The 16,440-nt window shown below is 36.7% G+C and carries 16 protein-coding genes and 1 other annotated feature; of the genes, 6 read left to right on the top strand and 10 right to left on the bottom strand.

The window, feature by feature from the left end; translation table 11 throughout:
- Positions 1 to 14: 14 nt before the first annotated feature.
- The 5 genes from mgtE to ACQKNC_RS03740 all read right to left on the bottom strand — a co-directional run bounded on the left by mgtE (position 15) and on the right by ACQKNC_RS03740 (position 4,903).
- Positions 15 to 1,391, bottom strand: coding sequence for a magnesium transporter (gene mgtE, locus ACQKNC_RS03760; RefSeq protein ID WP_427423542.1), 1,377 nt, complete (start codon positions 1,389 to 1,391; stop codon positions 15 to 17).
- Positions 1,392 to 2,084: 693 nt separating this feature from the next.
- Positions 2,085 to 3,020 carry an RluA family pseudouridine synthase gene (locus tag ACQKNC_RS03755; RefSeq protein ID WP_427423541.1) on the bottom strand — a complete coding sequence of 312 codons (936 nt, stop codon included), beginning with the start codon at positions 3,018 to 3,020 and terminating at the stop codon, positions 2,085 to 2,087.
- Positions 2,995 to 3,789, bottom strand: coding sequence for an NAD kinase (locus ACQKNC_RS03750; RefSeq protein ID WP_427423540.1), 795 nt, complete (start codon positions 3,787 to 3,789; stop codon positions 2,995 to 2,997). The genes ACQKNC_RS03755 and ACQKNC_RS03750 overlap by 26 nt, the downstream gene beginning before the upstream one ends.
- The gene (locus ACQKNC_RS03745) at positions 3,786 to 4,457 is read right to left on the bottom strand and encodes a GTP pyrophosphokinase (RefSeq protein ID WP_427423539.1); all 672 of its coding nucleotides are present in this window, start codon (positions 4,455 to 4,457) and stop codon (positions 3,786 to 3,788) included. Before ACQKNC_RS03745 ends, ACQKNC_RS03750 begins: the two co-directional genes overlap by 4 nt.
- A gap of 62 nt (positions 4,458 to 4,519) precedes the next feature.
- Positions 4,520 to 4,903, bottom strand: coding sequence for a hypothetical protein (locus ACQKNC_RS03740; protein WP_427423538.1), 384 nt, complete (start codon positions 4,901 to 4,903; stop codon positions 4,520 to 4,522).
- A gap of 160 nt (positions 4,904 to 5,063) precedes the next feature.
- On the opposite strand from ACQKNC_RS03740, the gene ACQKNC_RS03735 reads away from it, so the two are divergent.
- The 5 genes from ACQKNC_RS03735 (at position 5,064) to ACQKNC_RS03715 (ending at position 8,335) form a co-directional block, all read left to right on the top strand.
- Entirely contained in the window at positions 5,064 to 5,204 is a 141-nt protein-coding gene (locus tag ACQKNC_RS03735) for a hypothetical protein (protein WP_427423537.1), read from the top strand.
- A 157-nt stretch (positions 5,205 to 5,361) separates the two neighbouring features.
- Complete coding sequence (locus ACQKNC_RS03730; RefSeq protein WP_427423536.1) at positions 5,362 to 5,952, top strand: CYTH domain-containing protein; 591 nt, start codon at positions 5,362 to 5,364, stop codon at positions 5,950 to 5,952.
- 167 nt (positions 5,953 to 6,119) lie between these two features.
- Positions 6,120 to 6,908: a lytic transglycosylase domain-containing protein gene (locus tag ACQKNC_RS03725; RefSeq protein ID WP_427423535.1), complete on the top strand. Its 789-nt coding sequence runs from the start codon at positions 6,120 to 6,122 to the stop codon at positions 6,906 to 6,908.
- A 217-nt stretch (positions 6,909 to 7,125) separates the two neighbouring features.
- Positions 7,126 to 7,533: a globin gene (locus tag ACQKNC_RS03720; RefSeq protein ID WP_049668151.1), complete on the top strand. Its 408-nt coding sequence runs from the start codon at positions 7,126 to 7,128 to the stop codon at positions 7,531 to 7,533.
- Positions 7,526 to 8,335, top strand: coding sequence for a DsbA family protein (locus ACQKNC_RS03715; protein ID WP_427423534.1), 810 nt, complete (start codon positions 7,526 to 7,528; stop codon positions 8,333 to 8,335). Before ACQKNC_RS03720 ends, ACQKNC_RS03715 begins: the two co-directional genes overlap by 8 nt.
- A gap of 99 nt (positions 8,336 to 8,434) precedes the next feature.
- Here the strand turns inward: ACQKNC_RS03715 and ACQKNC_RS03710 are convergent, their stop codons facing one another.
- The 5 genes from ACQKNC_RS03710 to spxA all read right to left on the bottom strand — a co-directional run bounded on the left by ACQKNC_RS03710 (position 8,435) and on the right by spxA (position 13,910).
- The gene (locus ACQKNC_RS03710) at positions 8,435 to 8,725 is read right to left on the bottom strand and encodes a hypothetical protein (RefSeq protein WP_427423533.1); all 291 of its coding nucleotides are present in this window, start codon (positions 8,723 to 8,725) and stop codon (positions 8,435 to 8,437) included.
- Positions 8,726 to 9,260: 535 nt separating this feature from the next.
- Entirely contained in the window at positions 9,261 to 11,072 is a 1,812-nt protein-coding gene (pepF, locus tag ACQKNC_RS03705) for an oligoendopeptidase F (RefSeq protein ID WP_427423532.1), read from the bottom strand.
- Between the two features lie 48 nt (positions 11,073 to 11,120).
- Entirely contained in the window at positions 11,121 to 12,242 is a 1,122-nt protein-coding gene (locus ACQKNC_RS03700) for a competence protein CoiA (protein ID WP_427423531.1), read from the bottom strand.
- Between the two features lie 182 nt (positions 12,243 to 12,424).
- Positions 12,425 to 13,093, bottom strand: a complete 669-nt coding sequence (gene mecA, locus ACQKNC_RS03695) for an adaptor protein MecA (protein WP_427423530.1) — start codon at positions 13,091 to 13,093, stop codon at positions 12,425 to 12,427.
- A gap of 421 nt (positions 13,094 to 13,514) precedes the next feature.
- Positions 13,515 to 13,910, bottom strand: a complete 396-nt coding sequence (spxA, locus tag ACQKNC_RS03690) for a transcriptional regulator SpxA (RefSeq protein ID WP_024362527.1) — start codon at positions 13,908 to 13,910, stop codon at positions 13,515 to 13,517.
- A gap of 606 nt (positions 13,911 to 14,516) precedes the next feature.
- Positions 14,517 to 14,749 (top strand) — a binding site (T-box leader).
- Between the two features lie 85 nt (positions 14,750 to 14,834).
- On the opposite strand from spxA, the gene trpS reads away from it, so the two are divergent.
- Complete coding sequence (trpS, locus tag ACQKNC_RS03685; RefSeq protein ID WP_427423529.1) at positions 14,835 to 15,824, top strand: tryptophan--tRNA ligase; 990 nt, start codon at positions 14,835 to 14,837, stop codon at positions 15,822 to 15,824.
- Positions 15,825 to 16,440 lie beyond the last annotated feature (616 nt).

Below are 16,440 nucleotides of genomic sequence, written 5' to 3'. Positions count from 1 at the left end.
AAGAAATTTGGTTCTCAGCCTATTTGGCTTAAGAAAACTGTCGCCAAACCTAAGTAAATTAAAATACTGGTAATATCATTTAATGTTGTAATAAATGGACCTGATGCAACAGCTGGATCGATTTTCAGGCGGTGCATTAGCAGTGGTATAAAAGAACCTGCAAGTGTTGCTACTAAAATAGAACCACAAAGCGCTGCTCCTACTAGCATTCCAAGAATAAGCTCTTGTTTCCAAATATAGACGATACCGATCACAATCAGTCCACAAACAATTCCAGACATTAAGCCTGTACCTGCTTCACGCAGAAGTAATTTTAGCTTGCTATGTTCTTCGACATCTCCAGTCGTAATGCCCCGAATAGCTACCGCTAGTGCCTGTGTTCCACTATTTCCAGAAGTACCTGAAATGAGAGGGATAAACACCGCGAGTAATGCAACATGTTCTAACGTTGACTCAAAATGTCCAATTAAATTTGCTGTCAACATCCCTAAAAATAATAATATGACAAGCCATGGTAAACGCTTTTTAGCAGCTTGAAACGAGGTTGTATCAAATTTATCCATATCGGAAATACCCGCTAATTTAGAGTAATCTTCCGATGCTTCCTCATCAATAACGTCGATAATATCGTCGACTGTAATAATCCCTAGTAATTCTCCCTTATCGTCAATAACTGGTGTCGCTAAGAAGTTATAGTCCTTCATAATTTGAGCAACCTCTTCTTGGTCATCTCCTGCGTGCACCATCACAACACGTTCATTCATAATCGAACGTATAAGGGTATCTTCATCAGCAATAATTAAATCGCGAAGCGTAATAACACCTGTTAATCGATGTGCTTCATCAACGACAAATATATAATAAATGGTTTCTGCATCTGGCGCTTCTTTCCTTAAAATCGCCATTGCTGAACGAACAGTGGAATTTTCTGGTATCGCTACATATTCAGTCGTCATGATAGAACCAGCTGTACCTTCGTCATATCTTAATAACTCATTAATCTCTTCAGCTGTTTCCTCATCCATCATGCCCAAATAGCTTTCGCGTTGTTTCGTATCTAACTCATTTAAAACGTCTGCTGCATCATCTGCATACATATGAGAAAGCATTTCTGCACCATATGACGGATCCATCTCAGCTAGATACGCTGTGTATTCATCATCATCTATTTCGATTGCCTCGAAAATATCAGCCATTTCCGTCGGAGACAAGAACGAATAGATAATCTTCCTTATATCAGGCTCCACCTTCTCATAAAACGTTGCCTGATCATATGGATGAAGCTCTAAAAACTCATCGCGGAATGCGTTAATTTCATGTGCTTCGAGCATTTCTCGCAAACGTGCCTCGTCGAACTGTACATCATCCTTTTCTTTTCTTTCCTCTATCATGCTTGTCCCCTCCTTCCGAGCATTGAATCATTTGTACGGGCAATGCCGTAAATCCACCTTTTATATAATAGAGCGTATTGTACCTTTTCTGCAAACCCTTTTTTTACTACTTAGCAATCTACGACATCGCTGCAATCTAATTGGATAAATCTGTGGATAAACGTCTCTATTTTTTTCCTATTGCCATAACATGGGGTTGATTACCGTTCCGACTGGGCGCTTTTATCGCTGACGCTCGCTTTCGCGCAGAGCAGAGCTTCCTGGGGGCGTCCGATGAGCCGCTTGGGCCAACAGATGTTTTTTGCGCGAAAGCGTAGTGCTAACGAAGCGTCAGCAGCAGGATGTTGGTCACGAAGGCGTTATCACAGGATGTGATGCTTTTAGCCTTCGTTCCTCTATCGCTGATCCCCAAGGAGTCGCCCAGTCTCCACTCCAATCAACTAATATACATAACATATAAAAAAATGACATTCTCAATTTATGGTACTGAGCCTAAAAAACTCTCTACTATACTATATCCTACAATCACTTTCTTTTCTGTTAACGTGCTGTTAAGAAAAACTTATTACTTTTATACAAAATAAAATGATAAAGAGATGCCCGTTTGTGCGAACATCTCCTTAAATTTATAACATGATTCAGTAATAGTTTTCACTCTTAGTGAACTAATGACTGTTTAGATAGTCTCGAACTTCAAACTAAGGAGTCACTTAATAATCGTTGCATATCTATGTTTAAGTTACTTGTGAATTGTAAACTCTCACCTGTCAAAGGATGAAGCATTTTTAAGGATACACAATGTAAGGCTTGTCTATTTATATACTCGCGACTTCCACCATAAAGTTCATCTCCAACAAGTGGATGCCCCACATAGGCCATATGCACACGAATTTGATGGGTACGTCCTGTATGCAACTTTAGTTGAATATGGGTCATCGGTTCATTTTGTAAATAAAAGCGCCTTAAAATTGTCACGTCTGTATGCGCAAATTGACCGTCCTCACGCACCTCTCGCTCAATGATACTCGTCTCTTTGCGTCCAATAGGAGCAATAATAGATTGGATATCTTGTGCCACATGTCCATGTACTATTGCTTCATATTGTCGAGAAATCTCTCCACTGCGCTGCGCAAGTCCCGCTAAATGATGAATATGAGCATGTTTAGCAATGCATAGCAAGCCAGAAGTATCACGGTCAAGTCTGGTTACGATATGAGCAGTTGATGCTAGGCCTTGCTGCTGAAAGTGACCGCACACTAGATTAGCTACGCTGTGTGTCGGATGCTCTCGAGAAGGGATCGTACTCTGATGCGCTGGCTTATTCAGCACTAAAATAGCTTCATCCTCATAAATAATAGAAAGGTCACCATGTTCAATAGCGAGCCCTTCACTTTTTTCTTCAGGAGGGAATTTAACTTCAACACGATCTCCAACGTGAAGAGGATGCCTAACATTGCGTTCGACATCATTCACTGTCAGTAAGCCTCCATCAAATTTAATAGCTGTTAAAGCTCGCTTGGAGATGCGCCATTCAGTTAAGGCCTCCCTCAGTAATTGGCCTTCCTTTTCCGCTCTAAAATGCAGTGTAAACCTTGTATCCATTTTACTCATTCGCCACAAATGATTCATGTACTCGTTCCCAGAATGGGAATGGACGGAAACGTGCAAAACGTACTCTTTCATTTGCTACATTAAAAGCAATCGACTTCACATCACCTTGCGTGACTTGTAAATGATCAACTGTCATATTAAAGTTTTGATCATTTACTGGACGTAAGACACAGTGATGGTGTGCTGGTAAAATGAGTGGTGAACCAACTGTACGGAAGACGCGGTTATTAATAGATGCTATTTCAGTAATTTGAAGTGCTGCTAAAGTCGGGTGAATAATCGCTCCACCGAGGGCTTTATTATAAGCTGTACTACCAGAAGGAGTTGACACACAAAGACCGTCTCCACGGAAACGTTCAAACTGATTGCCATTTAACTCTACATCCATAACAAGCGTGACATCTGGTGATTTCACAGTTGCTTCATTTAACGCTAAATACGTATTGGATTCTGCATTATTATGCTCCACCTTTACCTCTAGTAGTGGATACTCCACAACGTTAAAGTCCTTCTTAGCAATAGACAAAACAAGTTTTTCTAATTCAGACGGCTTCCAATCCGCATAAAATCCTAAATGCCCTGTATGGATACCTACAAAAGCAACCTGATCTAGCAAATGAGAATATCGATGAAAGGCATGTAATAATGTGCCATCTCCTCCAATAGAGACTACAATTTCAGGCGCTTCTTCATCATAAGTTAGCCCAAAATCCTGTAAATATGTTCTAGCTAGCTCCATTAATTCGTTCGACTGTGCATCTCTACGTGATTGAATGGAAAATTTCATTGCGTGTCACGCTCCTTCTCCGATAGTAAATTAGGATTCGATGCTTCTTTGTATTCACTAAAATATGCTTGCGCTTCTTGAATCTCACTGCGAATGGACGACATTTCCTCATCCAACCGGAAGGCAGCTTCTGCTGCACTTTGAAGGCGATTTTTTATTTCCTCGGGGAACATTCCCTTATATTTATAATTTAGTGAATGCTCAATAGATGCCCAGAAATTCATCGCTAATGTTCTTATTTGAATTTCAGCTAATACCATTTTTTTCCCCTGTATCGTCTCTACAGGATATTCCACAATCATATGATATGAGCGATATCCACTTGGCTTATTATTTGTAATATAGTCACGCTCTTCCACTACACGCATATCTTTACGTTGACGTATTAGCTCTGTAACTGTTGAGATATCATCTACAAATTGACACATAATACGTAGGCCAGCGATATCTCCTAGCTCATCACCTAGTTGTTTAGAGGGCTCAAAGGCAAGTCCTTTTTCTAATGTTTTGTCATATATACTTGCTAAAGGCTTTACACGTCCCGTAACAAATTCAATTGGCGAATTTGCATTAACAATACCAAACTGCGAACGCATACCTTTTAATTTTACTTTTAATTCATCTACTGCTTGTTTATAAGGACTTAAAAATATTTCCCATTGTCCCATCACAAAAACCTCCCGACATTCGGTATCGAACAAAACCAACACCGTCTGTTCGTTTTGTCTTTTTATTCAGCAAGAATTGGCTTGAAGTGTTGTTCCACCTCTTGGACAAATTCCGCCCCATAATTGTAATTTCCTTCAATATTATACACGAGCATTTCCAATTCATCGTAAAAATTTGTAAGCTCAATAACTTCTTCACCTAATTGTAGCTTTGGATTTTGCTTTTTTTGCAAAATATGTACAAGTTGATCCCAACTACTCGGTGGAAAACGCAAGTAATGATAATTCTCTCCTGCATCAAGTAAATAAATAAACGCAAAGTCATCAGAATCTGCAATTAATTGTGCTGCAGGTTTTAACTGTAAATTTACTTCAATGTCGTTTAAACTAAAATGAAGTTGCTCGTTTTCAAAATTCAATGTTTCTATTGTATAAATTTTACGCACACGCGGTTCCCCTTTTCGTCTTACTCTTCCTCTTATTTTAGCATAGAGGGTAAATAGTTGCAGTGTGTAAATACTAAATCAATGAAATAACGAACTAAACTTTTTATCATAGCGTGTAGTTGATTTCCGTTCCGACTGGGCGCTTTCCTGGGGGCGTCCGATGAGCCGCTTGGGCCAACAGGATGTTGGTCACGAAGGCGTTATCACAGGATGTGATGGTTTTAGCTTCCGTTCCTCTATTGCTAATCCCCAAGGAGTCGCCCAGTCTCCACTACAATCAACTAATTTTGAGCTAATTTAAAATTCGCGTTGACAAACTATTCAGAAAATAGTTAGGTTGACTTTTTCTGTAAGGTGTAACACAGCGTTGGTTACTTTGCGAAAAGTAAAAAATCATTTTAATCCTTTCTTTCTCTTAAGTAACAAACGTAAAAAAATAAAAATAAACAGGTGAGCATATGGCACAACAACTTGAAATAGAATTTAAAAATCTCTTAACTAAACAACAATATGAATATTTATTGCAAGAATTCAACATTTCCGAAAATGCTATTCATCGTCAAAAAAATCATTATTTCGATACACCTTCTCAAGCTATTCGGAAACTACAAAGTGGGCTTCGTATTAGACAAATCGACAAATATTTTGAATGTACTTTAAAAGAAAAAAATGCAGAGCATGCACATTTAGAGACAACTGACGAATTAACTGCTGTGCAAGCTAAAAAAATGCTTGTTGGAGAAGGTTTCTATGCCCAAGAAGTAGCTAAAAGACTAGCTCTATATAACATTCCTTTAGAAGAATTAGAAGTATTCGGTTCACTGACAACTGATCGTGTCGAAATTCCTTATAAGGATGGTCTTCTAGTATTCGATCATTCTTTCTATTTGCAGTGCGACGATTATGAGGTAGAATATGAATCAAAAGATGCAATAAAAGGAAATGCAATCTTCGACGAATTTCTACAGCAATATGGTATCGAAAAACAGGCTACAGATAAAAAAATCGCACGTTTTATGAAAGCATTACAAAAGAATAGCACCATCTAATAGTTCATTTATGCCTCGGCATAAATTGCGTCCGGAGGCATTAGGCCAACGTGATGTTGATCACTCAGTCCTTGCCACAGGACATGCATTCTTAGACTGAGTTCCTCTATACCAGCGGATGTTGCTGAAATCATTTAACTAGTATAACAAGAAAGGATGACAATTCCTTGGATATCCAATCACTGAGAACTTTACTTGACATTCAAGCATTACAAACACTAGGATCTTCAGAAAATTCATCGTCAAACAATCTTACAGACAGTAATTCTATGTTTTCAGACATGATAAGCGAATTGCTAGGCGACTTAACTACTACTAATAAGGCGAAATTATCCAGTTTGCTTGGAGGTGTATCAAGCACTTCGTCATACATGAACCAGCTTAGTAATTTAAATGGGTTATCTGAAAACATGCAAAATAATGCTTATCAAGCATTACTTTATAATGGTTCTAATTCCGTCTTCATACCTTCTGCTGTACAGGCAGCAATAGCAAACACACAATCTAGTACAAAACTCGACTCCTATGTTGCGGATAATGTAATAGGTTCAACAGCATATGCCAATTCATTAGCAGGTGCAAATCAATACGCTTCGATTATTCAAAAGGCGGCAGCTACGTATAATGTGCCTGAGAAACTCATCGCGGCAGTGATTAAGCAAGAGTCTAATTTTAATTCAAATGTGGTTAGTCATGCTGGAGCACAGGGATTAATGCAATTAATGCCAAAAACTGCTCAATATTTAGGGGTTACAAACGCCTTTGATCCTGAGCAAAATATTATGGCAGGGGCCAAATATTTACGCCAATTACTAGATAAATTTGATAATGATCCTACATTAGCGTTAGCTGCTTATAACGCTGGAGCTTCACGCGTTACAAAATATGGTGGTGTTCCTCCTTTCAAAGAAACACAGAATTATGTCCAAAAAGTGATGAATTACTACACTGTTTAATCGCAAAATCACTGTTAATACCGTCTATTTCGGCAAATTTCACCCACGTGGTGAAATTTGTGCTTTTCTGCGAAAAACATTTCAAAAGAGCGCTTTGTTTGTGTTAACGAAAAGACGTTGATAGAATGAAGGTAGTCACAAGAAATTCACATTTTAAAGATAGCCAAGTATAAACATATACTTTACGATATAAAGAATTAAAAGGGGCATTTAACATATGAGTCGAAAATACACTGTTCCTTATGAGGAGCTGGGAGCTGAAAAGCTTTCGGAGCTAATCCATGCGTTCTATAAAAGAGTTGCTCAGCATCCTGATCTTATTCCAATCTTTCCGAAAGATTTGACAGAGACAGCTCGCAAGCAAATTCAATTTCAAACACAGTATTTAGGTGGACCAAATCTTTTTACTGAGGAGCATGGACATCCAATGATGCGTGCACGCCATATGAATTTTCCGATTACACCTGATCGTGCTCAAGCTTGGCTTGAATGCATGTCCGAAGCGATGGATGAAGTTGGGTTGGAAGGGAAATTCCGCGAAACTTATTATCAACGTTTAGTCTTAACAGCTCATCACATGATTAATACACCAAATGACGATGAGGGGGAATTGTTACGTGAATAATATTCAAATGCTGCAAGAGCCAACTCCCGAGATTTTTACTGCTAATAAGCCTATTGAATTGTATATTTTCGTAGATCCACTTTGTCCTGAAGCTTTTAGTATTCAAGCGATTCTTCGTAGGTTACAGCTAGAGTACAACCATTACTTTACATGGCGTCTTGTACTAAGCACAGAGCTTGCCTCTTTGAATTGTTTAAGTAAGCGTGTAAAGGGATGTGTATCAGGTATTGAACTCGACATTAATCATCCTGTTTTACCATCTATCGCTATAAAAGCAGCGGAGTTACAGGGCAGACGTGCAGGAGCACGCTATTTATCGAAACTACAAGAATATGTATTACTAAACCGTCAAGACGTCAATTCTTATGCTACATTGTTAAAAATTGCAGAAGATGTTCAACTAGATATGAATGAATTTTCTGCAGACTTCGGTTCTAAGGAAGCAGCACGTGCCTTCCAATGCGATTTATATATTAAACGTGAAATGGAAGTTGATGAAGTACCTAGCGTTGTATTTTTCAATGAATGTATTGAAGATGAGGGTCTTAAAGTTAGTGGTAACTATTCCTATGAAGTTTATGAACATATTTTACAAGAGATGTTGGATGAACAGCTTGTGCGTCAACCATTACCAACAATGGAAGAGCTATTTACAAAATTCCATACACTTTCAACAAATGAAGTTGCTTTTATCTATTCATTAACAGAACAAACAGCTGAACGTGAATTAAAGAAACGTATGCTGCAACAAAAGATTGAACGAATTCAGACAGATAACGTTACACTATGGCGTATAAAATAATGCAATTATACTATTATTCTAAATAATAGGGACTTGTCCAAGAAACCCTAAAAACAAAGCAAGTGAAGAAAACTTCACTTGCTTTTGTTTGCCCAATAATTAACTTTCTTTCGGATTATACAAACTTAATGTAAATAAATATACAACCTCATCTAGCATCTCATCAATATCCGGATTAATATGCTCATTTATATATGGTAATGTCAATTGGAAAACTAAAATTGACGACAGCAAAGAATAGAAAAAATTCGCTGTATATTTAAAGTTCCCTTTTGGAATTTTCACTTGCTCATGTAATTTAATTAAATAATTCTCTAAATGGTGAAATAACTTATTTTGAACGAAGGCTAAAACCATCACGTCCTGTGATAACGCCTTCGTGACCAACATCGGTGCTGTTGCTGTCGCTACGTTGCACTACGCTTTCGCGCAAAAAACATCTGTTGGCCCAAGCGGCTCATCGGACGCCCCCAGGAAGCTCTGCGCGAAAGCGAAGCGGCAGCGACAAAAGCGCCCAGCCGGAACGGAAATCAACCGCTTGCTTTGCCGAAAACCATACTTTATGTAATTTGACATCTCCCTTCGATAACAAAAAAAAATAAAAGAAGCGCCACTATCCTCGACAGATAGTGACGCCTCTTTTTCACAAAGGGGATGGGAGAAATGTTCACGTTCAAACAAAGGGGTGTATGTTTGTTTTGTGATTTATTTCACATGACTCACTTTATCACGGAATAGTAAATATAGCAATAATTCCAATAGTAGATTCACAAATTTGTCAAATAGAAAGCGATTACAAACAGTATTTTTCCAAGATACGCACTTTTAAACATTTAGAAATCAAAAAAAATCATTATTCTTAATTTTCATTCGTTCAACTAATCATAGAAAAAAGGCTGTAGTGATAATCCTACAGCCTTCCTAATTAATTATTCAACAATAATTTTTCTAACTCATTTAAACGTTCTTCAAATACTTTACATGCATCATCAATCGGTTTTGCAACGTTCATATCAACACCTGCTGCCTTTAATACCTCAATTGGGAAATCAGAACAACCTGCTTTTAAGAAGTTATTAATATAACGTTCTACAGCTGGTGTACCCTCTTCTAAAATCTGTTTACTTAATGCTGTTGCAGCTGATTTACCAGTGGCATATTGATACACATAGTAATTATAGTAGAAGTGTGGAATGCGAGCCCATTCTAAGCCGATTTCCTCATCTATAACAATATCCTCGCCGAAGTATTGTTTATTTAAATTATAGTAAACCTCTGTTAAACGCTCTGCTGTTAAAGATTCACCATTTTTATCCATTTGGTGGATTAGATGTTCAAATTCAGCAAACATTGTTTGTCTGAACACAGTACTTCTGAAGCCATCTAACCAATGATTTAATAAATAAATTTTCTGTTGTGGATCTTCAATTGTTTTTAGTAAATAATCATTTAACAGTTCTTCATTACATGTCGAAGCTACTTCAGCCACAAAAATAGAATAATCGCCATAAACAAACGGCTGAGTTTTACGTGAATAATAACTGTGTACACTATGACCAAATTCATGAGCTAGTGTAAACAAATTATTAACATTGTCTTGCCAGTTCATTAAAATGTAAGGATTTGTTCCATAAGCGCCTGAAGAGTACGCACCACTGCGTTTCCCTTTGTTTTCTAAGACATCCACCCAACGGTTATCAAGACCACCTTGAACAATGCCTTGATATTCTTCACCTAGTGGCGCTAAAGCCTTTACTAAAATATCCTTCGCTTCGTCGTAAGTAACTTTCATATCGACTTCCTTAACGAGTGGGGCAAATAAATCCCACATATGCAGTTCGTCCACACCTAAAAGTTTCTTACGTAATGAAATATAGCGCTGCATAGCTGGTAAATGCTTATGGATTGTTTCTACTAATTGATCATAAACACTTTCTGGAATGAAGTTGTTAGACATTGCTGCGTGGCGTGCAGAATCATAATTACGGATACGTGCGCTGACATTATGCTTTTTAACATTGCCAGTTAGTGTAGCCGAAAACGTATTTTTAAAGTTTCCGTAAGTTTCGTATACTGCTTTAAAGGCATTTTCACGAACTGTACGATCTTTACTTTCTAAAAACTTAATATAGTTACCATGTGTTAACTGTACTTCTTCCCCGTCTTCATTCTTCACTTTAGGGAAGACAATATCGGCGTTGTTTAACATACTAAATGTATTTGAAGCAGTACCTGTAACCTCAGACATTTGTGCAAGTAATGCTTCTTGTTCTGCTGGTAATACGTGCGGACGTGCCATCGTTATTTCTTTTAAAGATTGCGTATACAATTGTAAGTCTTTGTTTTCTGCTAAGTAGCGTTCTATCGTTTCTTCACTCAATGATAAAATCTCAGGTGTTAAAAATGATAGGGCAGCTGAGATACTAGTCGCTAATGTTTGAATACGACTATTCATATCCTGGTAGAAGCTATTTGTCGTATCTTGGTCATTACGCATATGAGCATACGTGTAAAGCTTCATTGTACGTTCATAAATATCATCATGATAAGTTAGAACAGCTAATAATGCATCTGCACCATTTTTTAAAGTACCTACATAACTAGATGCCTTTTTCGCAATTTCTGCAACTTCTTTATACTCCTCTTCCCATAGGGCGTCAGTTGCAAATATATCCTCCAAGCGCCAAGTTAACTCTTCTGGAACTTCATTTCTTACTAAAACTTTATTACTAGCCATGTGCCAGCCCCCTTTATATGTGAGTTTTTCCTATACTCTCATATTTTCTCAGTATATTGCGGCAATTGCAAATAAATGTGCGTACAATTGCTCACAAATATCCGTAAAACAACCATTCTTTTGATCACTTTTCGCCAGTACCATTCCGTAATTTTTGACGGCTTGTACTGCTTGATTTGTAACTTCTACATTTTGTTGGATTAAAAACGATCGTATCGTTCTCTCGTCTAGTTCATGAGGTAATAATTGTAAACTTCGACAAAAATAAAGCAAAATCGTTTGCCATTCAATAGAAAACATCGGAATCGCTTCCGCTTCTTTTACCGGTACACCTACGTAATCAGGCATATTAGTTAAAGCAAAACTTAACTCATAACTACTTCGTAAAAATGAATCTTGCACCCCATTTTTACTACGGAATAATCGTTGGTATACGAATTGCTTACATTGCTTTTTATAAAGCTGCCAATAAAGATGAAATTCCTCTTTCTTAATTGACATAGGCACATAAAAGGGAAAATGTTGTTTGTGAATAGTTAGTTCTTGTACTTTACCTATAAAAGTATGCCCATGAACATGAAGAAGATTCGTCCAATAAATAAATCTCGATGTGTTTGCATCATAGGTCACTAAATAAGATACACCTTGCATTGTAGCAATGATCATCTTTTGCATAATTGGGGAAATAGAAATTTTTTGAATACCTTGTGTAGATTGTCTTTGAGGTGTTTGAAAAAGCCACAATGGCTGTATAGAATTTTTCTCATATCCAGATGTACGCATTACCCACTTTTCATGAGAAATTGTACTACATTGAAATTCAATGGCAATTTGCTTTTGCTTCTTTATCAAAAGTATATCTGGCCTCTGTGAAAGCTTCGGTAAATAAGGTTCCAACTTTACTGTATGCCCGAGTTTTCTCAGCCATTCAAATAGTTGGACTTTCCCTTGTAAATGAAGTTTTGATTCACCTTCTGCAAATAACTGTACACAGCTATTATTAGCAATATGAGCGAAATGAGGAATATTATATTTACCTATCTTTAATTGGACAGGCTGTCGGCATTGGGGACAATAAAATTTCATCTGCCGCCTATATCGTTGTAAATCTTCCCTTGAATATTGGTATGGGAGAAAAATCTGCTGCTGCTCGTTATAGGCCATAAGCATAAAATCATCTCCTTTTTGACTAATTGTAAAGGAGTATTTTTATAGCACAAATAAATAACGGCTTTTTCTTGAAATTTTAAAAATGCCCCTCAATCTCTTTTCAAATTAAAAAGACTGTAAGCAAACTTGATAATCACCAAGTTTGTTTACAGTCTAAACCACTGAATCAAGTACTCATTACTTTAAATAAAATATTCTCGTACTGTTTCAAAGCAATTAAATTCCATAATTTTTTCGCCATATTCCTCTAAGCGATGGATTGTGAAATTTGATGGTATTAAAAATTCTTTGATAACCGCATTTCTATCGTGATGATTTAGATCATCATCTGCATTCGTGAAGTCAACAACTAGATAGTACCAATTTTCATATTTAAATAATGAGGAATCCACTAATTCATCTGTCATTCGTTTTGCTACAGGGATTAACTCATCAATATCTTTAAATTTATAAACATAAATGTCTGTATCCATAAATAACTCTGAATCATCCATGTCACCAAATTGAGTTAGTTGACTGAGAAGATCCTCTCCAACGTCCTCGAATGGGGCAAACATATCTTTGTGTTCATCAAAATGCGAAGAACCATCTAAGGTTTCACCGTCTTTTAAAATATGTGCACGTGTGACAATGATTTCTAAGCCTACTTCAGACGCATTGATATGAATCCAAATTGGACCTTCCACATCAAAATAATCCTCAGTGTTTACTTCATCAATCATATCCCAAAAAAGTTGTTCACCCTTTGCTCGATTGTACCAAATTTCTTCACGACTATAGCCGCGATCCTCTATATCATTGTACGTAATAAAGAGCTTGAGTGTATTTTCGTTTACACGTTCGATGTCCACTAGACCTCATCTCCCTTCACTGTCATTTGTCGAAAAACAGTTTTGTTTCATTAGTATGCTTTTATTCATTGTTTTTAACCTCATACTCCATTTTTGTTTTTCAACCTTTGACCACACTACAGTAAACCCGTTGAGCAACCGAAATCAAAAAATTAATTGTCCACAGTTGTCTCTAATAATATTGTATGCTGTTCTGTCATAAAATGAAAAGGATATACACCGTTTCACAGAAGATATTTGAATTATTGAAATTGTAGTAAACTATTAAGCTTAAATCAAGTTTAACATACTTTACGGAAATATATGACTTTCCCCTATTATTTATTATACTTTATATAGAATGTTTTACATAAGTAAAACACAAAAAAATAGATGTCACAATATGCCTGTTGCATATGTAACATCTAATACTTATTCTATGCTAGTTCACCATGCGCTGTGCTTCTTGCAATTGATAAGCACGAACCTTACGAGGTAAGAAACGACGAATTTCATCCTCGTTGTAGCCGACCTGTAAACGTTTCTCATCTAAAATGATTGGGCGACGTAATAAACCTGGATACTCTTGAATTAATTCATATAAACGTTGTAATGGTAAGCTTTCAACATCAACATTTAATTTTTGGAAAATCTTTGATCGAGTTGAAATAATTTCATCCGTACCATCCTCTGTCATACGCAAAATTTCTTTTATTTCACTAATGCTTAATGGTTCGGAAAATATATTACGTTCTGTATATGGGATTTCATGCTCCTCTAACCATGCTTTCGCTTTTCGGCAAGACGTACAACTTGGTGATGTAAATAAAGTTACTATCATACTGACACATCCTTTCCTTTTAATCATTATCTATAAACCAGTGTGTTAAATTAGAATTAATGTAAAGTAAATCTTCATAACCATTATACAGTACTCTGTGATGTTTGAATATAGTTCCAATAAAAAAAAGAATAGCCTTGTCACTAAATATTTCGTCTATTTATATAACTTTCAAAGTAGTACTTACTTCTTTGTATGTCTAATGCACTACTAATAATATTCCCACTCGTAGAGTATTTTAAACATTCATTTTTTGATTGTTCTTGTTCTCATTTAAAAATTTTAAACGAGAATATTGTCGATTCAGTGTGTACAATATAGACGTATATTTACTAATATTGGTTGCATTTCTACGCCTTAGCAATTTATGATGCCGCTACGTTAGCGCTTGGCTTTCGCACAAAAAATATTTGTTGCATGTTGAAAAAAAAAGCAACAAAATTAGCATATAATTTTTTTTCGAGAAAGAACACCGCCAAAAGTCTGACTTTTTACACTTGCATTTTACGGAACCTTTATAATATAATTTTTTGCAATAAATCAATTATGTCTTTGGTGAATTCACCTTGCTATCTATACAGGTGCAAGACTGATTGAACTAAATAAAAAACGCTGACGAAGAGTAGTACATTTGCCCTTTACACGTTTAGAGAGTCTGTGGTTGCTGCAAACAGATCGTGTAAGCATTTGGAATGGACTTCCGAGTTAGCTTTGTGAACGTCTTAGTTTCTTACTTAAGCCTATTAGCAAAGCTCGTCCCTTCACGTTACGAAGTAAAGTGGCCGTTTTAGGCAAGCTGGGTGGTACCGCGGATTCAAACATCATTCGTCCCTTCATTAGATTACTTTACTAATGAGGACGCATGATGTTTTTTATTTGGTACTTACAATCTAAGGGACGAGATTCAAGGAGGAAATGACAATGACAACTATTTTTTCAGGCGTACAACCAACAGGTATTGTAACTTTAGGTAACTATTTAGGTGCATTTAAGCAATTCCCTGCATTACAAGATGAAGGAGATGCTGTTTATTGTATCGTTGATCAGCATGCAATTACTGTGGCACAAGATCCAAAAGAATTGCGTCAAAATATTCGTAATTTAGCAGCTACGTATATCGCTACTGGTATTGATCCTAAAAAATCTACATTATTTATTCAATCAGAAGTGCCAGCTCATGCACAGGCAGGTTGGATGCTACAATGTGTCGCTTCGATTGGTGAACTTGAACGTATGACACAGTTCAAGGATAAATCACACGGTAAAGAAAGCGTATCCGCGGCTCTTCTAACATATCCACCATTAATGGCAGCAGACATCCTTTTGTATAACACAAACATTGTTCCTGTCGGTGATGATCAGAAGCAGCATATTGAGCTTACTCGTGATTTAGCGGAACGCTTTAATAAACGTTACGGTGACGTTTTAACGATTCCTGAAATTCAATTACCAAAAGCAGGGGCTCGTATCAAATCACTTCAAGAACCTACAAAGAAAATGAGTAAATCAGATCCAAATACAAAAGCGACAATCAAACTTTTAGATTCAGCGAAAGATATTGAGAAAAAAATTAAGTCAGCTGTTACTGACTCTGATGGTATTGTGGCATTTGATGCGGAAAATAAACCTGGTGTTTCTAATTTACTAACAATCGAGTCTGCCATTTCAGGCGTATCTATTGACGATCTTGTAAAAAAATACGAAGGCGTTGGCTATGGTGGTTTCAAGCAAGGTGTTGCAACAGTAGTTATTGATCATCTAACACCAATTCAAGAGAAGTTCTACAATTTAGTAGAATCCTCAGAATTAGATATTATTTTAGATGAAGGTGCTGAAAAGGCAAACGCTATTGCTAGTGCTACATTAAAGCGCATGGAAGAAGCAATGGGCCTTGGTCGTGCACGTAGATAAAAGAAAACTTTATCATCCTAGGATTGAAATCCTTCTATGATATGAAGAAATGTTGTAGCTTTGGTGAGATTAATCGCAAGAGCTTGGCCAAAAAGAGAGTAGGTAAACAGTTACATCTTATCTTTTTCGTTTAAAGTTTTATCATAACCAAGATCAAGCACAACAGCACATAATACGATGGCTGATCCAATTGCCATATAAAATGCTGTAGTATGTGCCATGAATTTAAAAACAACTATCCAGGAATATCCGAGTGTCCGATAATTCAAATACAATATGAGATTCCCTACGGAGAGAATCAATAAGCCGTAGCTCATTAAAAATAAAAAGAGTCGGAACAAGATATGTGCATCCTTTCTATTTCTTCTTAATTATCATCTATTCACAAAACTATAAAAAAAGACGTCAGCCACGTAAATAAAATGTACCCTATAAGATGACCTTTTTGAAAGTGTCTATCTTATAGGGTGCATTTTAAAATTGGGCTGACGTTTTTTTATTGACCATATTAAATAAAGTAAGGCTCTTCTGTAAAACAAGGGGTTGATTTCCGTTCCGACTGGGCGCTTTGTTGTTGCTGTCGCTACGCTTTCGCACAGGATAAAACATTTGCTGC

Origin of the sequence: Lysinibacillus sp. NPDC094177 (assembly GCF_050279145.1) — a bacterium.
Taxonomy (GTDB): Bacteria; Bacillota; Bacilli; order Bacillales_A; family Planococcaceae; genus Lysinibacillus.
The sequence above is the reverse complement of the archived record's forward strand: the minus strand, read 5'-3'. Positions and strand labels throughout refer to the sequence as shown.

Excerpts from the sequence above, each read along its gene's own strand:
- mgtE (WP_427423542.1), bottom strand. The coding sequence starts at position 1,391 with ATGATAGAGGAAAGAAAAGAAAAGGATGATGTACAGTTCGACGAGGCA.
- ACQKNC_RS03755 (WP_427423541.1), bottom strand. The coding sequence starts at position 3,020 with ATGAATCATTTGTGGCGAATGAGTAAAATGGATACAAGGTTTACACTG.
- ACQKNC_RS03750 (WP_427423540.1), bottom strand. The coding sequence starts at position 3,789 with ATGAAATTTTCCATTCAATCACGTAGAGATGCACAGTCGAACGAATTA.
- ACQKNC_RS03745 (WP_427423539.1), bottom strand. The coding sequence starts at position 4,457 with ATGGGACAATGGGAAATATTTTTAAGTCCTTATAAACAAGCAGTAGAT.
- ACQKNC_RS03735 (WP_427423537.1), top strand. The coding sequence starts at position 5,064 with ATGAGCCGCTTGGGCCAACAGGATGTTGGTCACGAAGGCGTTATCACA.
- ACQKNC_RS03730 (WP_427423536.1), top strand. The coding sequence starts at position 5,362 with ATGGCACAACAACTTGAAATAGAATTTAAAAATCTCTTAACTAAACAA.
- ACQKNC_RS03720 (WP_049668151.1), top strand. The coding sequence starts at position 7,126 with ATGAGTCGAAAATACACTGTTCCTTATGAGGAGCTGGGAGCTGAAAAG.
- ACQKNC_RS03710 (WP_427423533.1), bottom strand. The coding sequence starts at position 8,725 with ATGTTGGTCACGAAGGCGTTATCACAGGACGTGATGGTTTTAGCCTTC.
- pepF (WP_427423532.1), bottom strand. The coding sequence starts at position 11,072 with ATGGCTAGTAATAAAGTTTTAGTAAGAAATGAAGTTCCAGAAGAGTTA.
- ACQKNC_RS03700 (WP_427423531.1), bottom strand. The coding sequence starts at position 12,242 with ATGCTTATGGCCTATAACGAGCAGCAGCAGATTTTTCTCCCATACCAA.
- trpS (WP_427423529.1), top strand. The coding sequence starts at position 14,835 with ATGACAACTATTTTTTCAGGCGTACAACCAACAGGTATTGTAACTTTA.